The organism is Escherichia sp. HH26CH (assembly GCF_009820205.1).
Lineage (GTDB): Bacteria > Pseudomonadota > Gammaproteobacteria > Enterobacterales > Enterobacteriaceae > Escherichia > Escherichia coli_F.
Window position 1 is genome coordinate 1 of the sequence record NZ_VNXM01000063.1, and the last position, 24,303, is coordinate 24,303.

At 52.9% G+C, this 24,303-nt stretch carries 22 protein-coding genes and 2 tRNA genes; 12 read left to right on the top strand and 12 right to left on the bottom strand.

What is annotated here, in order from left to right:
- Nucleotides 1-2 precede the first annotated feature (2 nt).
- The 7 genes from FQ015_RS19260 to pncC all read right to left on the bottom strand — a co-directional run bounded on the left by FQ015_RS19260 (nucleotide 3) and on the right by pncC (nucleotide 5,872).
- Nucleotides 3-76: transfer RNA gene (locus tag FQ015_RS19260), tRNA-Arg, on the bottom strand.
- 3 nt (nucleotides 77-79) lie between these two features.
- Nucleotides 80-172: transfer RNA gene (locus tag FQ015_RS19265), tRNA-Ser, on the bottom strand.
- Between the two features lie 315 nt (nucleotides 173-487).
- Nucleotides 488-673: a carbon storage regulator CsrA gene (gene csrA / locus FQ015_RS19270; protein ID WP_000906486.1), complete on the bottom strand. Its 186-nt coding sequence runs from the start codon at nucleotides 671-673 to the stop codon at nucleotides 488-490.
- A 234-nt stretch (nucleotides 674-907) separates the two neighbouring features.
- Nucleotides 908-3,538, bottom strand: a complete 2,631-nt coding sequence (alaS, locus tag FQ015_RS19275; RefSeq protein WP_000047170.1) for an alanine--tRNA ligase — start codon at nucleotides 3,536-3,538, stop codon at nucleotides 908-910.
- 127 nt (nucleotides 3,539-3,665) lie between these two features.
- On the bottom strand, nucleotides 3,666-4,166 hold the full coding sequence (gene recX, locus FQ015_RS19280) for a recombination regulator RecX (protein WP_000140516.1): 501 nt from the start codon (nucleotides 4,164-4,166) through the stop codon (nucleotides 3,666-3,668).
- 67 nt (nucleotides 4,167-4,233) lie between these two features.
- Complete coding sequence (gene recA / locus FQ015_RS19285) at nucleotides 4,234-5,295, bottom strand: recombinase RecA (protein ID WP_000963143.1); 1,062 nt, start codon at nucleotides 5,293-5,295, stop codon at nucleotides 4,234-4,236.
- Nucleotides 5,296-5,374: 79 nt separating this feature from the next.
- Nucleotides 5,375-5,872, bottom strand: coding sequence for a nicotinamide-nucleotide amidase (pncC, locus tag FQ015_RS19290; RefSeq protein WP_125400274.1), 498 nt, complete (start codon nucleotides 5,870-5,872; stop codon nucleotides 5,375-5,377).
- A gap of 182 nt (nucleotides 5,873-6,054) precedes the next feature.
- On the opposite strand from pncC, the gene FQ015_RS19295 reads away from it, so the two are divergent.
- Nucleotides 6,055-6,288: a hypothetical protein gene (locus tag FQ015_RS19295; RefSeq protein WP_002431969.1), complete on the top strand. Its 234-nt coding sequence runs from the start codon at nucleotides 6,055-6,057 to the stop codon at nucleotides 6,286-6,288.
- 45 nt (nucleotides 6,289-6,333) lie between these two features.
- On the opposite strand, the gene mltB is transcribed toward FQ015_RS19295, so the two are convergent.
- A complete protein-coding gene (gene mltB / locus FQ015_RS19300; RefSeq protein WP_001352999.1) occupies nucleotides 6,334-7,419 on the bottom strand; it encodes a lytic murein transglycosylase B in 1,086 nt (361 codons plus the stop codon).
- 255 nt (nucleotides 7,420-7,674) lie between these two features.
- On the opposite strand from mltB, the gene srlA reads away from it, so the two are divergent.
- The 7 genes from srlA to gutQ all read left to right on the top strand — a co-directional run bounded on the left by srlA (nucleotide 7,675) and on the right by gutQ (nucleotide 12,622).
- A complete protein-coding gene (gene srlA / locus FQ015_RS19305; RefSeq protein ID WP_000573321.1) occupies nucleotides 7,675-8,238 on the top strand; it encodes a PTS glucitol/sorbitol transporter subunit IIC in 564 nt (187 codons plus the stop codon).
- The gene (srlE, locus tag FQ015_RS19310; RefSeq protein WP_000196939.1) at nucleotides 8,235-9,194 is read left to right on the top strand and encodes a PTS glucitol/sorbitol transporter subunit IIB; all 960 of its coding nucleotides are present in this window, start codon (nucleotides 8,235-8,237) and stop codon (nucleotides 9,192-9,194) included. The genes srlA and srlE overlap by 4 nt, the downstream gene beginning before the upstream one ends.
- Nucleotides 9,195-9,204: 10 nt before the next feature.
- Nucleotides 9,205-9,576 carry a PTS glucitol/sorbitol transporter subunit IIA gene (gene srlB, locus FQ015_RS19315; RefSeq protein WP_000216203.1) on the top strand — a complete coding sequence of 124 codons (372 nt, stop codon included), beginning with the start codon at nucleotides 9,205-9,207 and terminating at the stop codon, nucleotides 9,574-9,576.
- 3 nt (nucleotides 9,577-9,579) lie between these two features.
- Complete coding sequence (gene srlD, locus FQ015_RS19320) at nucleotides 9,580-10,359, top strand: sorbitol-6-phosphate dehydrogenase (RefSeq protein WP_001077351.1); 780 nt, start codon at nucleotides 9,580-9,582, stop codon at nucleotides 10,357-10,359.
- Nucleotides 10,360-10,464: 105 nt separating this feature from the next.
- Nucleotides 10,465-10,824: a transcriptional regulator GutM gene (gutM, locus tag FQ015_RS19325; protein WP_000252910.1), complete on the top strand. Its 360-nt coding sequence runs from the start codon at nucleotides 10,465-10,467 to the stop codon at nucleotides 10,822-10,824.
- A gap of 66 nt (nucleotides 10,825-10,890) precedes the next feature.
- Nucleotides 10,891-11,664 carry a glucitol operon DNA-binding transcriptional repressor SrlR gene (gene srlR, locus FQ015_RS19330; RefSeq protein WP_000804546.1) on the top strand — a complete coding sequence of 258 codons (774 nt, stop codon included), beginning with the start codon at nucleotides 10,891-10,893 and terminating at the stop codon, nucleotides 11,662-11,664.
- Nucleotides 11,657-12,622 carry an arabinose-5-phosphate isomerase GutQ gene (gene gutQ / locus FQ015_RS19335; RefSeq protein ID WP_160524388.1) on the top strand — a complete coding sequence of 322 codons (966 nt, stop codon included), beginning with the start codon at nucleotides 11,657-11,659 and terminating at the stop codon, nucleotides 12,620-12,622. Before srlR ends, gutQ begins: the two co-directional genes overlap by 8 nt.
- Here gutQ and norR read toward each other — a convergent pair.
- Nucleotides 12,619-14,133 carry a nitric oxide reductase transcriptional regulator NorR gene (gene norR, locus FQ015_RS19340; protein WP_160524389.1) on the bottom strand — a complete coding sequence of 505 codons (1,515 nt, stop codon included), beginning with the start codon at nucleotides 14,131-14,133 and terminating at the stop codon, nucleotides 12,619-12,621. The genes gutQ and norR overlap by 4 nt on opposite strands.
- Before the next feature lie 186 nt (nucleotides 14,134-14,319).
- On the opposite strand from norR, the gene norV reads away from it, so the two are divergent.
- Together norV and norW are read left to right on the top strand one after the other, a co-directional pair.
- Nucleotides 14,320-15,759, top strand: coding sequence for an anaerobic nitric oxide reductase flavorubredoxin (norV, locus tag FQ015_RS19345; RefSeq protein ID WP_000029633.1), 1,440 nt, complete (start codon nucleotides 14,320-14,322; stop codon nucleotides 15,757-15,759).
- Nucleotides 15,756-16,889 carry an NADH:flavorubredoxin reductase NorW gene (norW, locus tag FQ015_RS19350; RefSeq protein WP_160524390.1) on the top strand — a complete coding sequence of 378 codons (1,134 nt, stop codon included), beginning with the start codon at nucleotides 15,756-15,758 and terminating at the stop codon, nucleotides 16,887-16,889. The genes norV and norW overlap by 4 nt, the downstream gene beginning before the upstream one ends.
- A 126-nt stretch (nucleotides 16,890-17,015) precedes the next feature.
- Here the strand turns inward: norW and hypF are convergent, their stop codons facing one another.
- The 3 genes from hypF to ascG all read right to left on the bottom strand — a co-directional run bounded on the left by hypF (nucleotide 17,016) and on the right by ascG (nucleotide 21,107).
- The gene (hypF, locus tag FQ015_RS19355; RefSeq protein ID WP_160524391.1) at nucleotides 17,016-19,268 is read right to left on the bottom strand and encodes a carbamoyltransferase HypF; all 2,253 of its coding nucleotides are present in this window, start codon (nucleotides 19,266-19,268) and stop codon (nucleotides 17,016-17,018) included.
- A 152-nt stretch (nucleotides 19,269-19,420) separates the two neighbouring features.
- A complete protein-coding gene (hydN, locus tag FQ015_RS19360; RefSeq protein ID WP_001078777.1) occupies nucleotides 19,421-19,948 on the bottom strand; it encodes an electron transport protein HydN in 528 nt (175 codons plus the stop codon).
- Between the two features lie 148 nt (nucleotides 19,949-20,096).
- Nucleotides 20,097-21,107, bottom strand: a complete 1,011-nt coding sequence (gene ascG, locus FQ015_RS19365) for a DNA-binding transcriptional regulator AscG (RefSeq protein ID WP_039021028.1) — start codon at nucleotides 21,105-21,107, stop codon at nucleotides 20,097-20,099.
- Between the two features lie 259 nt (nucleotides 21,108-21,366).
- On the opposite strand from ascG, the gene ascF reads away from it, so the two are divergent.
- Together ascF and ascB are read left to right on the top strand one after the other, a co-directional pair.
- Complete coding sequence (gene ascF, locus FQ015_RS19370; protein WP_105278416.1) at nucleotides 21,367-22,824, top strand: PTS cellobiose/arbutin/salicin transporter subunit IIBC; 1,458 nt, start codon at nucleotides 21,367-21,369, stop codon at nucleotides 22,822-22,824.
- An 8-nt stretch (nucleotides 22,825-22,832) separates the two neighbouring features.
- Nucleotides 22,833-24,257: a 6-phospho-beta-glucosidase AscB gene (gene ascB / locus FQ015_RS19375; RefSeq protein WP_160524392.1), complete on the top strand. Its 1,425-nt coding sequence runs from the start codon at nucleotides 22,833-22,835 to the stop codon at nucleotides 24,255-24,257.
- Nucleotides 24,258-24,303 lie beyond the last annotated feature (46 nt).

Sequence of the window (24,303 nt, forward strand, 5' to 3'; positions counted from 1 at the left end):
GGTGCATCCGGGAGGATTCGAACCTCCGACCGCTCGGTTCGTAGCCGAGTACTCTATCCAGCTGAGCTACGGATGCAAATGGCGGTGAGGCGGGGATTCGAACCCCGGATGCAGCTTTTGACCGCATACTCCCTTAGCAGGGGAGCGCCTTCAGCCTCTCGGCCACCTCACCACACGCCTCTTACGAGTGCTTCGAAGAACTTGTTTATCGCTCATCGTCGCTGCGTGGCGCACATATTACTTTCTGAGACTTATAAGTCAAACAATTTTTCCCACACTTTTATCGTTTGCACACTTCACGCTCAATTAGTCTGTAAAAACGTCAAAAAGAGTGTTTTATCAACAGAAAAACGGAGGTCTGACAGATAGCAGTAATGCAAAAAAATGGAGACTAAAGTTGAATGAACGGGAGTAAAGCGAAAAAACAATGGAGTGAAGGAGGAATTTTGAGGGTGCGTCTCACCGATAAAGATGAGACGCGGAAAGATTAGTAACTGGACTGCTGGGATTTTTCAGCCTGGATACGCTGGTAGATCTCTTCACGGTGAACAGAAACTTCCTTCGGGGCATTTACGCCAATACGTACCTGGTTGCCCTTTACCCCTAAAACTGTCACGGTGACCTCATCCCCAATCATGAGGGTCTCACCAACTCGACGAGTCAGAATCAGCATTCTTTGCTCCTTGAAAGATTAAAAGAGTCGGGTCTCTCTGTATCCCGGCATTATCCATCATATAACGCCAAAAAGTAAGCAATGACAAACACATTACATGTAAGCAGTCATGGCATTACATTCTGTTAAACCTAAGTTTAGCCGATATACACAACTTCAACCTGACTTTATCGTTGTCGATAGCGTTAATGCGAATGCCGTGAAGCGAGTCCACGGCATTGCCTGACGCTTATATTATTGCAATTTCGCGCTGACCCAGCCTTTCACACTGGCTAACGCTGCAGGTAAGGCCGCAGCATCCGTACCACCGGCTTGCGCCATGTCAGGACGTCCACCACCCTTGCCGCCCACCTGCTGAGCGACCATACCAATCAGTTCCCCTGCTTTCACACGATCTGTGACGTCCTTAGATACGCCTGCAATCAGAGAAACCTTACCTTCGGCTACCGTTGCCAGCACGATAATTGTCGACCCCAGCTGATTTTTTAAATCGTCAACCATGGTACGCAACATTTTCGGCTCAACACCGCTAAGCTCGCTAACCAACAGCTTAACACCATTAACATCAATTGCCTTACTGGAAAGATTTGCGCTCTCCTGTGCGGCAGCTTGTTCTTTAAGCTGTTGTAACTCTTTTTCCAGCTGACGCGTACGTTCCAGTACTGAGCGCACTTTATCAGCCAGATTATTGCTATCGCCTTTCAACAGATGTGCGACTTCGCTTAAGCGATCGCTGTCTGCATGGACGGTGGCGATAGCGCCTTCTCCGGTTACCGCTTCGATACGACGAACACCTGCAGCAGTACCCGATTCAGAGATGATGCGGAACAGACCAATATCACCGGTGCGGCTTGCGTGAGTACCGCCACACAGCTCGGTGGAGAAATCGCCCATGCTCAGCACGCGTACGCGCTCATCATACTTCTCGCCAAACAGCGCCATCGCACCTTTCGCTTTCGCCGCTTCGAGATCCATGATGTTGGTTTCGATCGGCAAGTTACGGCGAATCTGCGCGTTCACCAGGTCTTCAACCGCACGAATCTCTTCTGGTTTCATCGCTTCGTTGTGTGAGAAGTCGAAGCGCAGCACTTTGTCGTTAACCAGTGAACCTTTCTGCGATACATGAGTACCCAAAACCTGGCGCAGCGCAGCGTGCATCAGGTGCGTTGCGGAGTGATTCAGACGAATACGAGCGCGACGAGCCTCATCAACATCAGCCTGCACCGCGTCGCCCACTTTCAGAGAACCCGCAGCAAGTTTACCGATATGACCAATCGCCTGGCCGTATTTCTGCGTATCTTCCACCGCAAAGGAGAAGTTAGCGCCTTTCAGTTCACCTTTATCGCCAACCTGACCGCCAGATTCCGCATAGAATGGCGTTTGATCCAGCACGACCACAGCTTCCTGGCCTGCATTGATGGCATCAACCGCTTTACCATCAACAAACAGCGCAGTCACTTTGCCGTTCAGTTCCAGATGGTCATAGCCTTTAAATTCAGATGCACTGTCAACACGGATCATTGCGTTGTAATCGGCACCAAAGCCACTGGCTTCGCGCGCACGACGACGCTGCTCTTCCATTGCTGCTTCAAAACCAGCTTCGTCAACTTTGATGTTGCGTTCACGACAAACATCAGCCGTCAGGTCAACCGGGAAACCGTAGGTGTCATACAGACGGAAAGCAGTTTCGCCATCCAGCGTATCGCCAGAAAGTTTCGCCAGCTCTTCGTCCAGCAGCGCCAGACCGCGTTCCAGCGTGCGGGCAAACTGCTCTTCTTCAGTCTTCAGCACCTGCTCAACCTGCGCCTGCTGGCGTTTCAGGTCTTCACCTGCAGATCCCATAACGTCGATCAGCGGACCAACCAGTTTGTAGAAGAAGGTTTCTTTCGCGCCGAGCATATTGCCGTGACGCACTGCGCGACGAATGATACGACGCAGTACATAACCACGGTTTTCGTTGGACGGCATTACGCCATCCGCGATCAGGAACGCACAAGAACGAATGTGGTCAGCGATTACGCGCAGTGATTTATTGCTCAGATCGGTCGCGCCAGTGACTTTCGCTACTGCCTGGATCAGCGTGCGGAACAGGTCAATGTCATAGTTAGAGTTAACGTGTTGCAGCACCGCAGCAATACGCTCCAGACCCATACCGGTATCTACAGACGGCTTCGGCAGCGGTTCCATCGTGCCATCTGCCTGGCGGTTGAACTGCATGAAGACGATGTTCCAAATCTCAATGTAACGGTCGCCGTCTTCTTCCGGACTTCCCGGAGGGCCACCCCAAATGTGGTCGCCATGATCGTAGAAGATTTCGGTGCACGGGCCACACGGACCAGTGTCACCCATCTGCCAGAAGTTGTCAGATGCGTATGGCGCACCTTTGTTATCGCCGATGCGAATAATACGTTCGCGCGGGATCCCTACTTCTTTTTCCCAGATTTCGTAGGCTTCGTCGTCGCTTTCATAGACGGTAACCCACAGACGCTCTTTCGGCAGGGCAAACCATTTTTCGCTGGTCAGCAGTTCCCATGCAAACTGAATAGCATCGTGTTTGAAATAGTCGCCGAAGCTGAAGTTGCCCAGCATTTCGAAGAAGGTATGGTGACGCGCGGTGTAACCGACGTTTTCCAGGTCGTTGTGTTTACCACCTGCACGCACGCAGCGTTGGGAAGTGGTAGCGCGGGAATAATTACGCTTGTCGAGCCCAAGGAACACATCCTTGAACTGGTTCATCCCGGCGTTGGTAAACAACAAAGTTGGGTCGTTATGGGGTACCAGGGAGCTGCTGGCAACTACCTGATGTCCCTTACTATGGAAAAAGTCGAGAAACGCCTGACGGATCTCAGCGGTGCTCTTGCTCATAATTATCCTGAAATCAAGCTAACGAAATATCGCCACCAGCTACAGCGTGTCTTAACCGCCGGGCTGGTAACTGAAAAGTGGGAATAAGATAAGTTTTCTTGACTGGGAAGTAAAATACCGTATGCGTTCAGTCGGCAAAATTTCGCCAAATATCCTGGATATCCTCCATCAGATAGCCGCGATAGAGCAGAAAACGCTGGATCTTAACTTTTTCTGAAAAGACAGTTGGCAAAGGTTCGCCATATTTTCGCGTCGCCTGATCGCGCGCCAGTGCGCACCAGTCGATGTCACATTCACGCATCGCTTTTTCTGTCGCTTCGCGGGAAATACCTTTCTGATTCAGTTCCTGGCGAATACGCGCAGGTCCATAACCTTTGCGGCTACGGCTGGCGATAAAGCGCGCAACAAATCGGCTGTCATCGAGATAGCCATGTTCATGGCACCAGGCAATAACACGCTCGTAATCTTCTACCGTGGCATCAATCTCTTCGGGGCCATTTTTGCCCATGATCGGTGCCGCGAGTTTACGCCGCAGTTCTTGCTCACTGTGATCGCGCACCGCCAGAATGCGTACCGCACGATCCAACAGGCGAGCATATGCCGGGCGACGGGATGTTGATTCTGTCATGGCATACCCTTACAACTTAAAAAGCAAAAGGGCCGCAGATGCGACCCTTGTGTATCAAACAAGACAATTAAAAATCTTCGTTAGTTTCTGCTACGCCTTCGCTGTCATCTACAGAGAAATCCGGCGTTGAGTTCGGGTTGCTCAGCAGCAACTCACGTACTTTCTTCTCGATCTCTTTCGCAGTTTCCGGGTTGTCTTTCAGCCAGGCAGTCGCATTCGCTTTACCCTGACCGATCTTCTCACCTTTGTAGCTGTACCACGCGCCCGCTTTCTCGATCAGCTTCTCTTTCACGCCCAGGTCAACCAGTTCGCCGTAGAAGTTGATACCTTCGCCGTAGAGGATCTGGAATTCAGCCTGTTTAAACGGCGCAGCGATTTTGTTCTTCACCACTTTCACGCGGGTTTCGCTACCCACCACGTTTTCGCCCTCTTTCACCGCGCCGATGCGACGGATGTCGAGACGAACAGAAGCGTAGAATTTCAGCGCGTTACCACCGGTAGTCGTTTCCGGGTTACCGAACATCACACCAATTTTCATACGGATCTGGTTGATGAAGATCAGCAGCGTGTTGGACTGCTTCAGGTTACCCGCCAGCTTACGCATCGCCTGACTCATCATACGTGCTGCAAGGCCCATGTGAGAGTCGCCGATTTCGCCTTCGATTTCCGCTTTCGGTGTCAGTGCCGCCACGGAGTCAACGACGATAACGTCTACTGCGCCAGAACGCGCCAGAGCGTCACAGATTTCCAGTGCCTGCTCGCCGGTGTCCGGCTGGGAGCACAGCAGGTTGTCGATATCGACGCCCAGTTTACGTGCATAGATTGGGTCCAGCGCGTGTTCAGCATCGATAAACGCACAGGTTTTACCTTCGCGCTGCGCTGCAGCAATAACCTGTAGCGTCAGTGTAGTTTTACCGGAAGATTCCGGTCCGTAGATTTCGACGATACGGCCCATCGGCAGCCCACCTGCCCCAAGCGCGATATCCAGTGAAAGCGAACCGGTAGAGATGGTTTCCACATCCATGGAACGGTCTTCACCCAGGCGCATGATGGAGCCTTTACCAAATTGTTTCTCAATCTGGCCCAGTGCTGCCGCCAACGCTTTCTGTTTGTTTTCGTCGATAGCCATTTTTACTCCTGTCATGCCGGGTAATACCGGATAGTCAATATGTTCTGTTGAAGCAATTATACTGTATGCTCATACAGTATCAAGTGTTTTGTAGAAATTGTTGCCACAAGGTTTGCAATGCATACGCAGTAGCCTGACGACGCACCGCATCACGATCACCGCTGAAGCATTCCCGGCGGGTAATGCCTTCGCCGCGGGCAGTGGCAAAAGCAAACCAGACAGTGCCGACAGGTTTCTCTTCACTGCCGCCATCCGGCCCGGCGATACCGCTGACAGACACAGCATAATCAGCACGAGCCGCTTTCAGTGCGCCTATCGCCATTTCCACCACGACGGGTTCGCTCACCGCGCCATGCTGCACCAGCGTCTCTTCGCGTACGCCGATCATCTGCGCTTTGGCTTCGTTACTGTAGGTGACAAATCCGCGTTCAAACCAGGCGGAACTACCGGCAATATCGGTAATCACTTTCGCTACCCAACCGCCGGTACAAGACTCAGCAGTTGTTACGGTTGCGCCACGGGCTTTCAGCGCCTGCCCAACCTGTTCGCTTAACTGCATCAGTTCACTGTCAATCATCACAACCTCAGTCAGTCAAAAAATATATGCCGGACAAGATAGCACTTTCCCGCAGAAGATGGGGACGAGCGATTCATTTTACGAGTTGCGTTCCGGAAAAAGACTGTTGCGACCAGTCGGTAAAGAAAAAGCGCTACCATGCCGCGTTCACATTGATATGTATTCACAGGGAGAGAATAGCAATGGCAACAAAGAAAACGGATAACACGCCACAAAACGCGCTTAAACAAACCACGCAAATGCGTATTTGGGTCATCATTGGTGGCATCGGCGCACTGGTTTCAGTGATATGTAAAATTTTATCTTCTGGCTACCTTGAACCTTTCGACTTCGGTCAGGCTGCGTTAGGCGTTGTCTGCCTAGGATATGCGATATCGCTGTCGAAAAAAAATCAAGCAATTACGTCATTCGAATAAACAGTAAGAAAACAGAGGGAAGTTTAACCTCCCTCTTGCAAAGAGTTACTGAACGCGCGCCAGTGCCACGGCTTGTCCTAACTGCCAGACGGCCATTGCGTAATGGGTGCTGTGATTGTAACGGGTGATAGTGTAGAAGTTCGGCAAACCGTACCAGTACTGGTAACCGGTGCCAACATCCAGGCGCAGTAAGCTGGCCTGCTGATGATTGCCCAGCGGCTGCTGTGGCGTTAGTCCAGCTGCAGCAAGTTGTGAAATGCTGTACTTGGTTTTGAAGCCATTTGGCAAGCCTGGAGCCTGACCGTTTGCCATCACCGCAACCTGATCACCTTTCACCCAGCCGTGCGCTTTAAAATAGTTCGCCACACTACCGATGGCATCAACCGGATCCCACAGGTTGATATGCCCGTCGCCGCTGAAATCTACCGCATATTGTTTATAAGACGATGGCATAAACTGACCGTAGCCCATCGCACCGGCAAACGAGCCTTTCAGATTGAGCGGATCGTCCTGCTCGTCGCGCGCCATCAGCAAGAAGGTTTCCAGCTCACCAGAGAAATACTCCGCGCGGCGTGGGTAGTTAAATGACAGCGTTGCCAGCGCATCGAGGATACGGGTTTTCCCCATCACGCGTCCCCAGCGAGTTTCGACGCCGATAATCCCGACGATAATTTCCGGCGGTACACCATACACCTGCCACGCACGATTCAACGCGTCTTCATACTGATTCCAGAAAACCACGCCGTTTTGCACGTTGTCCGGCGTAATAAATTTTTTGCGATAACGCAGCCATGCGCCGTTCGGACCTGATGGCGGTTTCACCGATGTGGTTGGTGCCTGGTTATCCATCAGCCGCAATACCGAATCCAGACGTTTCGCCTGGGAGAGAATTTCCTGCAACTGCTGACGATTGAAACCGTGTTTGCTCACCATTTTGTCGATGAACTGCTGGGCATTCGGGTTGTTAGCGAAATCGCCGCCCATCTGCATCACATTGTGCTGCGGCTCAAGCAGGAAGCCGCCAGACGGCGTTCCGGTGGTCGTTTCAGTCTCAGTAGGTTTTGGCTTGCTGCTACAGGCGGCAAGCAACACAAAAAGGGGAAGCAATGTTACATAACGACGCTTGAACATGAGGGGTCCATTTAACAGATTCAACCAGGGGCAAGTATGGTAAAGCATCACGCCCCGCACAAGGAAGCGGTAGTCACTGCCCGATACGGACTTTACATAACTCAACTCATCCGCCTCACTATCCTTTTATATAAACTTTCAAATTAAAATATTTATCTTTCATTTTGCGATCAAAATAACACTTTTAAATCTTTCAATCTGATTAGATTAGGTTGCCGTTTGGTAATAAAACAATAAATCCTGAAGGAGAGAACAATGATAGAAACCATTACTCATGGTGCAGAGTGGTTTATCGGGCTGTTCCAAAAGGGCGGAGAGGTGTTTACCGGGATGGTGACCGGCATTCTTCCGCTGTTGATTAGCCTGCTGGTTATCATGAACGCACTGATTAATTTTATCGGTCAGCATCGTATTGAACGTTTTGCTCAACGTTGCGCCGGTAACCCTGTTTCCCGTTACCTGCTGTTACCGTGCATTGGCACGTTTGTCTTTTGCAATCCGATGACCTTAAGCCTGGGTCGCTTTATGCCGGAAAAGTACAAACCCAGCTATTACGCGGCGGCCTCTTATAGCTGTCACTCAATGAATGGCCTCTTCCCCCATATCAACCCTGGCGAACTGTTTGTTTATCTTGGCATTGCCAGCGGTCTGACAACGCTGAACCTGCCACTTGGCCCACTGGCGGTGAGCTATCTGTTGGTTGGTCTGGTCACTAACTTCTTCCGCGGCTGGGTGACCGATCTAACCACCGCTATTTTTGAGAAAAAGATGGGCATTCAACTTGAACAAAAAGTTCACCTGGCAGGAGCAACATCATGACGCGTATTCGGATCGAAAAAGGAACGGGTGGCTGGGGCGGCCCGCTTGAGCTGGAAGCCACGCCGGGCAAAAAAATTGTCTATATCACCGCCGGTACCCGGCCTGCGATTGTCGACAAACTGGCACAGCTTACTGGCTGGCAGGCTATCGACGGATTTAAAGAAGGTGAACCTGCGGAGGAAGAAATTGGTGTCGCGGTAATCGACTGTGGCGGCACATTACGCTGCGGCATCTATCCGAAACGGCGTATTCCCACCATTAATATCCACTCGACGGGCAAGTCCGGTCCACTGGCGCAGTACATTGTGGAAGATATTTATGTCTCTGGCGTGAAAGAAGAAAACATCACTGTAGTGGGTGATGCGACACCACAACCCTCTTCCGTGGGCCGTGACTATGACACCAGCAAGAAAATCACCGAACAAAGCGATGGTTTACTGGCGAAGGTGGGAATGGGTATGGGTTCTGCCGTTGCCGTGCTGTTTCAATCTGGCCGTGACACCATCGACACTGTATTAAAAACCATTCTGCCGTTTATGGCGTTCGTCTCGGCGCTCATTGGCATCATTATGGCTTCTGGCCTTGGTGACTGGATTGCCCACGGTCTTGCTCCGCTGGCGAGCCATCCACTGGGGCTGGTCATGCTGGCGCTCATCTGCTCCTTCCCGCTGCTTTCACCTTTTCTCGGCCCTGGCGCAGTTATCGCACAGGTTATCGGCGTATTGATTGGCGTGCAGATTGGTCTCGGCAATATTCCGCCGCATCTGGCTTTACCTGCACTGTTTGCCATCAACGCGCAGGCGGCCTGCGACTTCATCCCGGTCGGTTTGTCGCTGGCGGAAGCCCGTCAGGACACGGTTCGCGTCGGTGTCCCTTCTGTACTGGTGAGCCGCTTTTTAACCGGCGCGCCGACTGTACTGATCGCCTGGTTTGTCTCCGGTTTTATCTATCAATAGAGGCTGAAACATGACCGTTATTTATCAGACCACCATCACCCGTATCGGCGCGAGTGCCACTGACGCCCTCAGCGACCAGATGCTCATCACCTTTCGTGAAGGCGCGCCTGCGGATCTCGAAGAGTATTGCTTCATTCATTGCCACGGCGAGTTGAAAGGTGCACTCCATCCCGGTTTGCAATTTTCTCTCGGGCAGCATCGCTATCCGGTGACCGCCGTTGGCAGCGTGGCGGAAGACAACCTTCGCGAACTGGGTCATGTCACCCTGCGCTTCGATGGTTTAAGCGAAGCGGAATTTCCGGGCACTGTCCATGTGGCAGGCCCTGTACCCGACGATATCGCGCCGGGATCGGTTTTGAAGTTTGAATCTGTTAAGGAGTAAAAAATGAATCAGGTTGCCGTTGTCATCGGTGGTGGGCAAACCTTAGGCGCGTTCCTGTGCCACGGTCTGGCTGCCGAGGGGTATCGCGTCGCGGTTGTCGATATTCAGAGCGACAAAGCTGCAAATGTGGCGCAAGAAATTAACGCCGAATATGGTGAAGGAACAGCGTACGGTTTTGGTGCTGACGCCACCAGCGAGCAGAGCGTTCTGGCGCTCTCTCGTGGGGTAGATGAAATCTTTGGTCGCGTGGATTTACTGGTCTACAGCGCCGGAATAGCAAAAGCAGCCTTTATCAGCGATTTCCAGCTTGGAGATTTTGACCGCTCGCTACAGGTAAATCTGGTGGGCTATTTCCTGTGTGCGCGTGAATTTTCGCGTTTGATGATCCGCGACGGCATTCAAGGACGCATTATTCAGATCAACTCGAAATCCGGCAAAGTGGGCAGCAAACACAACTCTGGTTATAGCGCCGCGAAATTTGGTGGCGTCGGACTGACTCAATCACTGGCTCTGGATCTGGCGGAGTACGGCATTACGGTGCATTCACTAATGCTCGGTAACCTGCTGAAATCACCGATGTTCCAGTCATTGTTGCCGCAATACGCGACCAAGCTGGGTATCAAACCGGATCAAGTCGAGCAGTATTACATCGACAAAGTACCGCTCAAACGCGGCTGCGATTATCAGGATGTGCTGAATATGCTGCTGTTCTACGCCAGTCCTAAGGCGTCGTACTGCACCGGACAGTCGATTAATGTCACCGGCGGTCAGGTGATGTTCTGATTAACAGCGGAGATCCTTTAAGGATCTCCGCGTGACTCATAAAATGCCTGATGCGCTACGTTGATCAGGCCTACAGGACTTCCGCCACTACATTAAGGAGAGGTTATGGTATCTGCACTCATCACCGTCGCCGTTATCGCCTGGTGTGCGCAACTGGCCTTAGGCGGCTGGCAAATTTCTCGTTTTAACCGTGCCTTCGACACACTATGCCAGCAAGGGCGGGTTGGCGTGGGCCGTTCCAGCGGGCGCTTTAAACCGCGGGTCGTGGTCGCCATCGCCCTGGACGATCAGCAGCGCATCGTCGACACCTTGTTTATGAAAGGACTGACTGTCTTCGCCCGACCGCAAAAAATTCCCGCAATTACGGGCATGCATTCTGCTGATTTACAGCCCGATGTGATCTTTCCCCATGATCCACTATCACAGAATGCTCTATCATTGGCGCTTAAACTGAAACGTGGATAATTTCGTTGTGAATGTTACTAGCTTGCGAAGTTATCATTTTGAAACCTAAATCAGGTAATCACGCCCATGAAACCTCGTCAGCGTCAGGCCGCCATTCTGGAGTACCTGCAAAAGCAGGGGAAATGCTCGGTTGAAGAATTGGCGCAATACTTTGACACCACAGGCACAACCATTCGCAAAGATCTGGTCATTCTGGAACATGCAGGAACCGTCATTCGTACTTATGGCGGAGTGGTGTTGAATAAAGAGGAATCCGATCCGCCTATCGATCATAAAACACTCATCAACACCCACAAGAAAGAGCTGATTGCAGAAGCTGCCGTCAGTTTTATTCATGATGGCGATTCAATCATTCTTGATGCTGGAAGTACTGTATTACAGATGGTGCCCCTGCTCTCGCGCTTTAATAACATCACGGTGATGACCAACAGCCTGCACATCGTCAATGCGCTATCCGAACTGGATAACGAACAAACTATCCTGATGCCAGGCGGCACATTTCGTAAAAAATCGGCCTCATTTCACGGGCAGCTGGCAGAGAACGCCTTCGAACATTTCAGCTTCGATAAATTGTTTATGGGCACCGATGGCATCGATCTCAATGCAGGCGTAACCACCTTCAACGAGGTCTATACCGTCAGTAAAGCGATGTGTAATGCCGCGCGCGAAGTGATTTTGATGGCTGACTCATCGAAGTTTGGCCGTAAAAGCCCCAACGTGGTTTGTAGTCTTGAAAGCGTCGATAAGCTGATTACCGACGCAGGTATCGATCCGGCGTTTCGTCAGGCGCTGGAAGAGAAAGGGATCGATGTGATCATAACCGGAGAGAGCAATGAGTGAAGCACTACTGAACGCGGGACGTCAGACGTTAATGCTGGAGTTGCAGGAAGCAAGCCGTTTACCAGAACGTCTGGGCGATGATTTTGTTCGCGCCGCCAATATCATCCTGCACTGCGAAGGCAAAGTGGTGGTTTCGGGAATTGGCAAATCGGGCCACATTGGTAAGAAAATCGCCGCAACGCTTGCCAGTACCGGCACGCCTGCTTTTTTTGTCCATCCGGCAGAAGCACTGCACGGCGATCTGGGGATGATTGAAAGCCGCGATGTGATGCTGTTTATCTCTTACTCCGGTGGCGCAAAGGAGCTGGATCTGATTATTCCGCGTCTGGAAGACAAATCTATCGCGCTGCTGGCGATGACCGGTAAACCGACATCACCGCTGGGCCTGGCGGCGAAAGCGGTGCTGGATATCTCTGTAGAACGCGAAGCCTGCCCGATGCATCTTGCGCCGACCTCCAGCACCGTCAATACCCTGATGATGGGCGACGCGCTGGCGATGGCGGTCATGCAGGCGCGCGGATTTAATGAAGAAGATTTTGCCCGCTCCCACCCAGCTGGGGCTCTGGGCGCTCGCTTGCTGAACAAAGTGCATCATCTGATGCGCCGTGATGACGCCATCCCGCAGGTGGCGTTAACCGCCAGCGTGATGGATGCGATGCTGGAACTCAGTCGCACCGGTCTGGGACTCGTAGCCGTGTGCGACGATCAACGGCTGGTGAAAGGCGTCTTTACCGACGGGGATTTACGTCGCTGGCTGGTTGGCGGCGGCGCACTCACCACGCCAGTTAATGAAGCGATGACGACAGGCGGCACGACGTTGCTATCGCAAAGTCGCGCCATCGACGCCAAAGAGATCCTGATGAAGCGCAAAATCACCGCCGCACCAGTGGTGGATGAAAATGGCAAACTTACCGGCGCAATTAACCTGCAGGATTTCTATCAGGCCGGGATTATTTAATCCTTCAGCCCCAGACGTTTCGCCAGCCGATGCAGGTTGGCGACGTCGGTTTCCAGCATCCGTGCGCTGGCAGCCCAGTTGTGATGATTTTGTGCCAGCGCCTGGCGAATAGTTTCACGCTGGAACGCTTCTGTCGCTTCACGCAGGTTTTGCTTAACGACGGGCACCGCCGTCACTTCTGGCGGCGGCAATGTCACCTCAGGAAAAGCAAAATGTTGCGCTTCAAGAATCACTTCATCGCCGCTGCGGGTCGCTCTCGCCAGCACCACCGCCCGATGAATAGCATGTTCCAGTTCGCGCACGTTCCCTGGAAAACTGTAGTGTTGCAGTAAATTTCGCGCCCCGGCACTTAATACCACGCGGGAGAGCCCCAGCCGCAAACGACACTGCTCGCAGAAATACCCCGCCAGCAGAATGACATCATCGCCCCGCTCACGCAGCGGTGGCACCGAAAGCGGAAACACACTCAGGCGATGAAACAAGTCAGCACGAAATCGCCCTGCCAGCACCTCTTCGCGCAAGTCGCGGTTAGTCGCCGCCAGCACGCGCACATCGACCCGCAAACTGCGGTCATCGCCAACACGCTGAATATCGCCATACTGCAACACCCGCAGCAGCTTGGCCTGCAATGCCAACGACAACTCGCCGATCTCATCCAGAAACAGCGTGCCGTTATCCGCCATTTCAAACTTCCCGCTGCGGTTACTGATAGCGCCAGTAAACGCCCCTTTCACGTGCCCGAACAACTCACTTTCCGCCACACTTTCCGGCAGTGCGGCACAGTTGAGATAGACCAACGGATTCACCGCCCGCGGCGAGGCTTCATGAATCGCTTTCGCCACCAGCTCCTTACCGGTTCCCGTCTCACCGCTAATTAGGACGTTGAGATCGGACGCCGCCACAATCTCAATCTCTTTTTTCAATTGCGTCATGCCTGGCGACAGGCCGATCATCTGCGTCTCTTTCAGCGCTTCAAACGGCGTGGCATCGCCTGGCAGCATATTCTGGCTTTCCAGTTGTTCAATCAGCAACGCATTGCTTAACGCTCCCGCCGCCAACACGGCAATCAGCCGTAACTCTTCGTCGCTGAAAACATCGAACTGATCGGGCTGCATCCCGTCGAGCGTCAGTGCGCCGATCAGGTTTTGTCCGGCAAATAACGGCAGACCAACACAGGCGTGAACCTTCAGACTCTCCTGCCCGGGAATCAAACCGTCATAGGGATCGGGCAATTCGCTGTCTGCGGGAAAGCGCACCACGTCCCCGGCGCGGGCAATCGCTTCCAGCCGTGGATGCCCTTCCAGCGCAAAGCGTCTACCGAGAACATCCTTCGCCAGCCCGTCGATGGCAAGCGGAATAAACTGCCGCGAGTCGTAACGTAGCAACGCAGACGCATCGCACTCCAGCACCTGACGCAGCGTGGTGATCAGGCGCTGAAAACGATCCTGATGACCAATCCCACGCTGCAATTCGATGGCGATATTCGCCAGCACATCAACGGAAAAACTCATCTTTGCCTCACTGTCAATTTGACTATAGATATTGTCATATCGACCATTTTATTGATAGTCATTTTGACTACTCATTAATGAGAATAATTTTATTTATATAGTAAAAACAAACAGATAAAAAACTGGCACGCAATCTGCAATTAGCAAGACATCTTTTTAGAACACGCTGAATAAATTGAGGTTGCTATGTCTATTGTGGTGAAAAATAACATTCATTGGGTTGGTCAACGTGACTGGGAAGTGCGTGATTTTCACGGTACAGAATATAAAACGCTGCGCGGCAGCAGTTACAACAGCTACCTCATCCGCGAAGAAAAAAACGTACTGATCGACACCGTCGACCATAAATTCAGCCGCGAATTTGTACAGAACCTGCGGAATGAAATCGATCTGGCAGATATCGATTACATCGTAATTAACCATGCTGAAGAGGATCACGCCGGGGCGCTGACCGAACTGATGGCGCAAATTCCCGATACGCCGATCTATTGTACTGCCAACGCTATCGACTCAATAAATGGTCATCACCATCATCCGGAGTGGAATTTTAATGTGGTGAAAACTGGTGACACGCTGGATATCGGCAACGGCAAACAGCTCATTTTTGTCGAAACGCCAATGCTGCACTGGCCGGACAGCATGATGACTTACCTGACGGGCGACGCGGTGCTGTTCAGTAACGATGCTTTCGGTCAGCACTACTGCGACGAGCATCTCTTCAACGATGAAGTGGATCAGACCGAGCTTTTCGAGCAGTGTCAGCGTTACTACGCCAATATCCTGACACCGTTCAGCCGCCTGGTAACGCCGAAAATCACCGAGATCCTGGGCTTTAACTTGCCGGTCGATATGATTGCCACCTCTCATGGTGTGGTGTGGCGCGATAACCCGACGCAAATTGTCGAGCTGTACCTGAAATGGGCGGCGGATTATCAGGAAGACAGAATCACCATTTTCTACGACACCATGTCGAATAACACCCGCATGATGGCTGACGCTATCGCCCAGGGGATTGCGGAAACCGACCCGCGCGTAGCGGTGAAAATTTTCAACGTCGCCCGAAGCGATAAAAACGAAATCCTGACCAATGTCTTCCGCTCAAAAGGCGTGCTGGTCGGCACTTCTACGATGAATAACGTGATGATGCCGAAAATCGCCGGGCTGGTGGAGGAGATGACCGGATTACGCTTCCGTAACAAACGCGCCAGTGCTTTCGGCTCTCACGGCTGGAGCGGCGGTGCGGTGGATCGTCTTTCCACACGCCTGCAGGATGCAGGTTTCGAAATGTCGCTTAGCCTGAAAGCCAAATGGCGACCGGACCAGGACGCGCTGGAGTTATGCCGTGAACACGGTCGTGAAATTGCCCGTCAGTGGGCGCTTTCGCCGCTGCCGCAGAGCACGGTGAATACGGTGGTTAAAGAAGAAACCTGTGCCACCACGACGGCTGACCTCGGCCCACGGATGCAGTGCAGCGTCTGCCAGTGGATTTACGATCCGGCAAAAGGCGAGCCAATGCAGGACGTTGCGCCAGGAACGCCGTGGAGTGAAGTCCCGGATAACTTCCTGTGCCCGGAATGCTCCCTTGGCAAAGACGTCTTTGACGAACTGGCATCGGAGGCAAAATGAGCAACGGCATTGTGATCATTGGTTCGGGCTTCGCCGCCCGCCAACTGGTGAAAAATATTCGTAAACAGGATGCCGGTATTCCATTGACCCTGATTGCCGCCGATAGCATCGATGAGTACAACAAACCTGATCTTAGCCATGTGATCAGTCAGGGGCAACGTGCCGACGACCTTACCCGCCAGACGGCGGGTGAATTTGCCGAGCAGTTTAATCTGCGCCTGTTTCCGCACACCTGGGTGACGGATATCGATGCCGAAGCCCATGTGGTGAAAAGCCAGAATAATCAGTGGCAATACGACAAGCTAGTGCTGGCTACCGGAGCCAGCGCCTTTGTCCCGCCGGTGCCCGGGCGTGAGTTAATGCTGACGTTAAATAGTCAGCAAGAATATCGCGCCTGTGAAACACAACTGCGGGATGCCCGACGGGTGTTGATTGTTGGCGGTGGTTTGATTGGTAGCGAACTGGCGATGGATTTTTGTCGGGCAGGCAAAATGGTTACGCTAATCGACAACGCTGCCAGTATTCTGGCGTCGTTAATGCCACCGGAAGTAAGCAGCCGCTTGCAGCATCGGTTGACGGAGTTGGGCGTTCATCTGCTGTTAAAATCTCAGTTGCAGTGGCTGGAAAAAACGGATTCTGGCATTCAGGCAACGCTGGACCGCCAGCGCAGTATCGAAGTGGATGCGGTAATTGCCGCAACCGGACTGCGCCCGGAAACCGCCCTGGCACGACGTGCGGGGCTGACGATTAATCGCGGCGTTTGCGTCGATAGTTATCTGCAAACCAGTAATGCCGATATTTACGCGCTGGGCGATTGCGCAGAAATTAACGGTCAGGTATTGCCGTTCCTGCAGCCGATTCAACTTAGCGCGATGGTGCTGGCGAAGAACTTGCTCGGTGGAAACGCACCGCTGAAACTTCCCGCCATGCTGGTAAAAATCAAAACGCCGGAATTACCGCTGCATCTGGCAGGGGAAACCCAGCGTCGGGATTTGCGCTGGCAGATTTGTACCGAAAGCCAGGGAATGGTGGCGCGCGGCGTTGACGATGCCGACCAGCTTCGCGCCTTTGTAGTCAGTGAGGATCGGATGAAAGAGGCGTTTGGATTGTTGAAAACCTTGCCGATGTAGGCAGGCTAGTGTGCCCAAAATGTCGGATGCGACGCTGGCGCGTCTTATCCGACCTACGGGGAGCGCATGTGTAGGCCGGATAAGGCGTTCACGCCGCATCCGGCACTGCGCCCAAATGCAACACGTTTATCCATTCTGGACTTCACCCGCCACCCAACGGGCCGCAACAATAACCCCCTGCCCCAGAGACAACCCGCCATCCCCCGCAGGTAAACTCTGCGGGAAGAGCAACGTAAAATCAGCAAGATAATGCGCCAGACGTGCACGCAGCAAACGGTTATGAATAACCCCGCCGCTAAATACCAGCGTAGTGATACCGCACATTGTGGCCTGCTCACGCATCAACGCGGCAAAACCCTGCGCCAGCGCATCATGAAATGCCCACGCGCGTTGATTAACCGGTGCCTGCCAGTTCAGCCACTGCTGCCAGAAAGTGGCGAGATCCAGTTGATTGTCCTCCAGCGGCATCGTCACCGGATGCGTCACTCCCTGGCACGAAGCCGCCAGCGCCTCGAGGGCGCAAGCCGCTTCACCTTCATAACTTAACGTGGCTGGCGCACAGCCCAGCGCAGCCGCTACGGCATCGAACAACCGCCCACACGATGATGCCAGCGGCGCGTTAATTCCACGCTCAATGGCCCGCGCCAGCACGCTCCAGTTTTGCTGTTGCACACTTACCGTTTCAGGGTAATTCTGCCACTTCGGCACAAAGCGCAGGCACTGCGCCAGCAGGTTTCGCCACGGCTGCTTTGCCGCAAGATCGCCCCCCGGAAGCGCCACCGCAGGCAAGCCACCCAGGTGCTGGCATTCGCGATAGTTCACCCGCAAGCACTCGCCGCCCCATAAAGCGCCGTTTTCGCCCATACCAATACCGTCGAGCGTCAAAGCAATGACATCACTGCCATCCAGCGGCCAGTGATGTTCTGCCAGACACGCCGCCGCGTGGGCATGGTGATGCAGCACCGTTTGCGTCGGCAGATTCATCTCACGCGCCCACTGGCTGGAGACATAGCCCGGATGCGCATCATGCACCACAAACTGTGGAGTAAAATCGTAGATGTTTTGCATCAGGCGCAACGCTTCGCGCCACTGCATCTGAATGCCATCGTCACTTAAATCGCCCAAATGTTGACTCAACACCGCCTGTTCACCACGCACCAGACAGAAGGTATTTTTCAGATCCGCACCGAGACACAGCACAGGAGGAATATTTTTAAAGCCCGGAGGCAAAGCCAGCGCATCCGGTACATACCCCCGCGAGCGGCGCAACATTTCGCCACTTTCGCGCACCACTGAATCATCCATCCGCTGCACGATGTCGCGGTTATGAATCAAGAATCCGTCGGCAATGTCCTGCAAGTCCTCCAGCGCCTGTTCGTTGCTGATAGCCGGTGGTTTACCGCTCAGGTTGCCGGAGGTCATCACCAGCGGGCATTGCAGTTCCTGTAACAGCAAATGCTGGAGCGGATTCGCAGGCAACATCACCCCGACTTCGTTAAGGCCAGGGGCGATATCGTCACAAAGTTCCGGAACATATATTTTATCCACCAGTACAATCGGCGCGGCGGGCGTGGTGAGCAACTGACGGGCAGCGTCGGGCAAACCTTCTGCCGTTGGCAACATAACCGCCAGCGGTTTCGCCGGGCGATGTTTGCGCGCCCGTAGTGTCGCCACCGCGTTACTGTTACGCGCATCGCAGGCGAGATGAAATCCGCCAATCCCTTTGATAGCGACAATGTTGCCCATTTTTAACTGAGCGATAGCCGCCTGTAATGCCGCCTCTTGTTCCGCATGTTCACCATGACTTAGCCATTCAAGATGTGGGCCACACTCCGGGCAGGCCACCGGCTGGGCGTGGAAGCGACGATCGAGCGGGTCGCGATATTCTTTATCGCAGGCCGGACATAGCGGAAACGCCGCCATCACGGTAAATGGACGGTCGTAAGGCATCGCGCGAATAATGGTGAAACGCGGGCCGCAATGGGTACAGTTGATAAACGGATAACGATAACGCCGTTCGCCTGGGGTATTCATTTCGGCAAGACAGGCAGGACAAGTCGCGGCATCGGGAACAATTTGCGTATTCATGACGCCGCCCGCGCTCTGGCGGATGGTGAACTCAGTGGGCGGCTGCATCCAGATAAACGGCTCACATTCGACGCTATCAATACGCGCCAGCGGCGGACAATCCTGATGCAATTGAACAAGAAACGTTTCCGGATCTTCCAGCAACCGGACTTCCACGCCATCGCCGTCATTACAGACATCGCCGTGAAGATTTAATTGCTGTGCCAGTTGCCAGACAAAGGGACGAAAACCGACGCCCTGCACTTTGCCACGAATACGCAGTTGGACACCGCAAGATGTGTTTTTTGCCATTGAGTTATTCCCGCCATCATGAATTGCGTAACCCGCCCAGCCGGACACGACCGCGTCGCATCCGGTATTCACAGGTTGGCGATACCGCCCGCTCCGTATTCTACGAATATTTCCGGGAATTCCTTTGATGCCAGAACAGTTCTGTAAGATTTTTAGAACATCAGCGCCGTGCGGCGGCGCTTTTCTGCGCTCAGTTGTTCAAGTTTATTACGATCGACACAAATCAGCGCATGGGTCGGGCAAGCAGCCATACAGGCCGGGCCGTCTTCACGATGGTTACAGAGGTCGCATTTATTAGCTTCGGCTTTGTCAGCGCGTACGTTAAGCCCTGCGCCGCTGTTGCGAATCACCGGACGCACTACCACTTCCATCGCACCATACGGGCAAGCCACAACGCAGGTTTTGCAACCAATGCAACGTTCCTGCATGACATGAACAAACCCTTTATCACGGCTGATAGCACCATTCGGGCAGACGTTAGCGCACGGTGCATCTTCACACTGACGGCAGACTGTCGCCGTGGAAATGTTCACACCTTTAATGACATGGATTCGCGGTAAAAAAGTTTCCGGGGTCAGCGATGCACAGTCCTGATTCTCCTGATGAGAAACCACGCACGCCACTTCACAGGTACGACAACCAATACATTTACTCGCGTCAGCAATGATGAAACGGTTCATCAAATTCTCCAGCAATGACAGTTAATGCGCCGATACATTCACAAATCATGCCAACTTTTAATTGATTGTTATTTAAAGAAATTAAATTCTGCAATGCAGAAAAAACGATGTCATCGACACTAGTGACGATGACATGTGATGACAATGTTTATCGCGAAAGATCAATGAGGGAGTCGCGGCGGATCAGTTTTCCGCTGAAGGTTTTCGGCGGTGTGTAAGCACCACCATCGAGCATAAATATCAGCCGCCCAATTATTTCCTGAATCATCTCAGTCACCGGAATTTTTACGCTGGAGAGCGCCGGAACGGTGTAGGGGGCAATTGCGATATCATCAAATCCAATAACCGATACTTGCCCCGGCACCGCTACACCACGGTCATGCAACGCTTTCATCGCACCTATCGCCATATCGTCGTTACTGGCAACTAACGCGCTAAATTTAGCCCCACGTTCGAGCAACGTTTCTACCCCTTCGGCCCCGCTGGCAGGCGTCCATTTACCGTTAGCGATAAGTTTTTCATTGAGTGCAATACCATGCTGCGCCAGCGCGTCTTTATATCCGGCAAGGCGTTCAATGCTGGTGGGGGAATCCATCGAACCAGTAAGGAAAGCAATCTCCTGATGTCCGGCGTTTATCAACTCTGCCACGGCGTTAAAGCTGGTCTGTTTATGATCGCACCAGACGCTATGGCTGCTGTTTTTGCGCAGGCGGCGATTGAGCACCATTATCGGCTGACTGTGTGCGTCAATGATGTCATCAATCTCATCCACGCTTAAAAAGCGCGGGTAAATCATAATGGCGTCGCAGCGCAGATCCAGTAGATACTGAATCGCCTGGCGTTCTTCTTCGGCGCTATGTTTGCCATCTGCCAATAGCAGCTGACGCCCTTTCTCTTCCGCCATTCTCGCGGTATGAAACAGTAATTCACTAAAATAAATGCCGTGGTAAAGCGTGTTGGTCACTACCAGCCCCAGCGTCTGAGTACTCTTCGCTGACAGATTGCGCGCCAGCAAATTTGGGCGGTAACCGCTCTCTTCCACCGCCTGAAACACGCGATCTTTAGTTTCCTGGCTGACGTAGCCATTACCTGAAAGCACGCGGGAAACGGTCGCTTTTGAAACCCCGGCGCGCTTCGCCACTTCCAGCATTGTCGTCATCATTTTCATCCCTTAACACGCAATCAACGCAGTGTACTGCACCGTTGGCTGATTGTCCTTGCGCAAGCAGCGGGAAAAATATTAAGGTGACCGGTTTCACAAATATAAAAAATGAGCAATTAGCTATCTTGCTTAATCAGTATCAACTATTCATGATTTTGTGAAACCGGTTTCTTAATTCCGTTTCAGCATCGGCAATTTCCCGTCACGTCGACTGATAACAACTACCTCTACCCTACTGATAACAGGATAAAATCCGATGGCCAAAAATTATGCGGCGCTGGCACGCTCGGTGATAGCGGCACTGGGCGGCGTTGATAACATCTCGGCAGTCACGCACTGTATGACGCGTTTACGCTTTGTTATCAAAGATGATGCACTGATCGACAGCCCAACGTTAAAAACTATCTCCGGCGTGCTCGGTGTGGTACGTAGTGACAACCAGTGTCAGGTGATTATCGGTAATACGGTTTCGCAGGCTTTTCAGGAAGTTGTCAGCTTGTTACCTGGAGATATGCAGCCCACGCAGCCCGTGGGGAAACCCAAACTCACGCTACGTCGCATTGGTGCGGGGATCCTGGATGCGCTGATCGGCACCATGTCACCGCTGATCCCGGCGATCATCGGCGGATCGATGGTCAAACTGCTGGCGATGATCCTCGAGATGAGCGGCGTGCTGACAAAAGGATCGCCGACCTTAACTATTCTCAATGTGATTGGTGATGGTGCTTTCTTCTTCCTGCCGCTGATGGTCGCTGCTTCTGCCGCCATCAAATTTAAAACCAATATGTCGCTGGCGATTGCCATTGCGGGTGTGCTGGTACATCCGAGTTTTATTGAGCTGATGGCGAAAGCGGCCCAGGGTGAACATGTTGAATTTGCCCTGATTCCGGTCACCGCGGTGAAATACACCTACACAGTGATCCCGGCGCTGGTGATGACCTGGTGCCTGTCATATATCGAACGCTGGGTGGACAGCATTACGCCAGCGGTGACGAAAAACTTCCTCAAGCCGATGCTGATTGTGTTGATTGCCGCACCGCTGGCAATCCTGCTGATTGGCCCGATTGGTATCTGGATCGGTAGCGCCATTTCGGCGCTGGTTTACACCATTCATGGTTATCTGGGCTGGCTTTCAGTCGCCATTATGGGCGCACTGTGGCCTCTGCTGGTAATGACTGGAATGCACCGCGTCTTTACGCCAACCATCATTCAAACTATTGCCGAAACCGGCAAAGAAGGAATGGTCATGCCATCAGAGATCGGCGCTAACCTGTCGCTGGGCGGTTCATCACTGGCGGTGGCGTGGAAAACGAAAAACCCGGAACTGCGCCAGACGGCGCTGGCGGCGGCGGCATCGGCCATTATGGCGGGGATTTCCGAACCGGCATTATACGGCGTGGCGATCCGCCTGAAACGTCCGCTTATCGCCAGTCTTATCAGCGGTTTTATTTGCGGCGCGGTTGCCGGTATGGCGGGGCTTGCCAGCCACTCAATGGCAGCGCCGGGATTATTTACCAGCGTGCAGTTCTTCGATCCGGCGAATCCAATGAGCATCGTCTGGGTGTTCGCCGTCATGGCGCTGGCGGTCGTGCTGTCATTTATCCTCACACTGTTGCTCGGCTTTGAGGATATTCCTGTTGAGGAAGCGGCTGCCCAGACGCGAAAGCATCAGAGCGTACAACCGACCGTCGCCAAAGAAGTAAGTCTTAATTGAGGATGAAAATGTCAGTATTTCCGCAAGATTTTTTATGGGGCGGCGCGCTTGCCGCCAACCAATCTGAAGGTGCGTACCGTGAAGGTGGCAAAGGGCTGACCACGGTCGATATGATCCCGCACGGCGAACATCGAATGGCGGTGAAACTGGGGCTGGAAAAACGTTTTCAGTTGCGCGATGACGAGTTTTATCCCAGCCATGAGGCGACGGATTTTTATCATCGTTATAAAGAAGATATCGCCCTGATGGCAGAGATGGGATTCAAGGTTTTTCGCACCTCGATTGCCTGGAGCCGCCTCTTTCCGCAGGGCGATGAACTGACGCCCAACCAGCAGGGCATTGCTTTTTACCGCGCGGTATTTGAAGAGTGTAAAAAGTACGGTATCGAACCGCTGGTCACGTTGTGTCACTTCGACGTGCCGATGCATCTGGTCACTGAATATGGCTCCTGGCGTAACCGCAAGCTGGTGGAGTTTTTCAGCCGCTACGCCCGGACCTGCTTTGAAGCATTTGATGGCCTGGTGAAATACTGGCTCACCTTCAATGAAATCAACATTATGTTGCATAGCCCGTTCTCCGGCGCGGGTCTGGTGTTTGAAGAAGGGGAAAATCAGGAGCAGGTGAAATATCAGGCTGCGCACCACCAGCTGGTTGCCAGTGCGTTAGCTACCAAAATCGCCCATGAGGTTAACCCGCAAAATCAGGTGGGCTGTATGCTGGCGGGCGGCAACTTCTACCCTTACAGCTGCAAGCCGGAAGATGTCTGGGCAGCGCTGGAGAAAGACAGGGAAAACCTGTTTTTTATCGATGTGCAGGCGCGGGGCGCGTATCCGGCTTACTCTGCCCGCGTATTTCGCGAAAAAGGGGTAACCATCGACAAAGCTCCGGGCGATGATGAGATCCTGAAAAACACCGTCGATTTTGTCTCTTTCAGCTATTACGCCTCGCGCTGCGCCTCAGCGGAGATGAGCGCCAACAACAGCAGTGCGGCGAACGTGGTGAAATCGCTGCGTAACCCCTATCTGCAGGTAAGCGACTGGGGCTGGGGTATTGATCCACTCGGTCTGCGTATCACTATGAACATGATGTATGACCGTTATCAGAAGCCGCTGTTTCTGGTGGAAAACGGCCTGGGCGCAAAAGATAAATTTGCTGCCAATGGCGAGATTAACGACGACTATCGCATCAGCTATTTACGCGAACATATCCGCGCAATGGGCGAAGCGATTGCAGACGGCATTCCGCTGATGGGCTACACCACCTGGGGCTGTATTGATTTAGTTTCCGCGTCAACGGGTGAAATGAGCAAACGCTACGGTTTTGTCTATGTAGACCGTGACGATGCAGGCAACGGCACGCTGGCGCGCACGCGTAAGAAATCATTCTGGTGGTATAAAAAAGTGATTGCCAGTAACGGTGAAGATTTAGAGTAAGCAACTACAGTCGCACGAACCAGGTGGGCCCGATAAGCGTTGCGCA

What these genes read in the sequence shown, in the direction of transcription:
- csrA (WP_000906486.1), bottom strand. Translation starts at nt 673, where the DNA reads ATGCTGATTCTGACTCGTCGAGTTGGTGAGACCCTCATGATTGGGGAT.
- alaS (WP_000047170.1), bottom strand. Translation starts at nt 3,538, where the DNA reads ATGAGCAAGAGCACCGCTGAGATCCGTCAGGCGTTTCTCGACTTTTTC.
- recX (WP_000140516.1), bottom strand. Translation starts at nt 4,166, where the DNA reads ATGACAGAATCAACATCCCGTCGCCCGGCATATGCTCGCCTGTTGGAT.
- recA (WP_000963143.1), bottom strand. Translation starts at nt 5,295, where the DNA reads ATGGCTATCGACGAAAACAAACAGAAAGCGTTGGCGGCAGCACTGGGC.
- pncC (WP_125400274.1), bottom strand. Translation starts at nt 5,872, where the DNA reads ATGATTGACAGTGAACTGATGCAGTTAAGCGAACAGGTTGGGCAGGCG.
- FQ015_RS19295 (WP_002431969.1), top strand. Translation starts at nt 6,055, where the DNA reads ATGGCAACAAAGAAAACGGATAACACGCCACAAAACGCGCTTAAACAA.
- mltB (WP_001352999.1), bottom strand. Translation starts at nt 7,419, where the DNA reads ATGTTCAAGCGTCGTTATGTAACATTGCTTCCCCTTTTTGTGTTGCTT.
- srlA (WP_000573321.1), top strand. Translation starts at nt 7,675, where the DNA reads ATGATAGAAACCATTACTCATGGTGCAGAGTGGTTTATCGGGCTGTTC.
- srlE (WP_000196939.1), top strand. Translation starts at nt 8,235, where the DNA reads ATGACGCGTATTCGGATCGAAAAAGGAACGGGTGGCTGGGGCGGCCCG.
- srlB (WP_000216203.1), top strand. Translation starts at nt 9,205, where the DNA reads ATGACCGTTATTTATCAGACCACCATCACCCGTATCGGCGCGAGTGCC.
- srlD (WP_001077351.1), top strand. Translation starts at nt 9,580, where the DNA reads ATGAATCAGGTTGCCGTTGTCATCGGTGGTGGGCAAACCTTAGGCGCG.
- gutM (WP_000252910.1), top strand. Translation starts at nt 10,465, where the DNA reads ATGGTATCTGCACTCATCACCGTCGCCGTTATCGCCTGGTGTGCGCAA.
- srlR (WP_000804546.1), top strand. Translation starts at nt 10,891, where the DNA reads ATGAAACCTCGTCAGCGTCAGGCCGCCATTCTGGAGTACCTGCAAAAG.
- gutQ (WP_160524388.1), top strand. Translation starts at nt 11,657, where the DNA reads ATGAGTGAAGCACTACTGAACGCGGGACGTCAGACGTTAATGCTGGAG.
- norR (WP_160524389.1), bottom strand. Translation starts at nt 14,133, where the DNA reads ATGAGTTTTTCCGTTGATGTGCTGGCGAATATCGCCATCGAATTGCAG.
- norV (WP_000029633.1), top strand. Translation starts at nt 14,320, where the DNA reads ATGTCTATTGTGGTGAAAAATAACATTCATTGGGTTGGTCAACGTGAC.
- norW (WP_160524390.1), top strand. Translation starts at nt 15,756, where the DNA reads ATGAGCAACGGCATTGTGATCATTGGTTCGGGCTTCGCCGCCCGCCAA.
- hypF (WP_160524391.1), bottom strand. Translation starts at nt 19,268, where the DNA reads ATGGCAAAAAACACATCTTGCGGTGTCCAACTGCGTATTCGTGGCAAA.
- hydN (WP_001078777.1), bottom strand. Translation starts at nt 19,948, where the DNA reads ATGAACCGTTTCATCATTGCTGACGCGAGTAAATGTATTGGTTGTCGT.
- ascG (WP_039021028.1), bottom strand. Translation starts at nt 21,107, where the DNA reads ATGACGACAATGCTGGAAGTGGCGAAGCGCGCCGGGGTTTCAAAAGCG.
- ascF (WP_105278416.1), top strand. Translation starts at nt 21,367, where the DNA reads ATGGCCAAAAATTATGCGGCGCTGGCACGCTCGGTGATAGCGGCACTG.
- ascB (WP_160524392.1), top strand. Translation starts at nt 22,833, where the DNA reads ATGTCAGTATTTCCGCAAGATTTTTTATGGGGCGGCGCGCTTGCCGCC.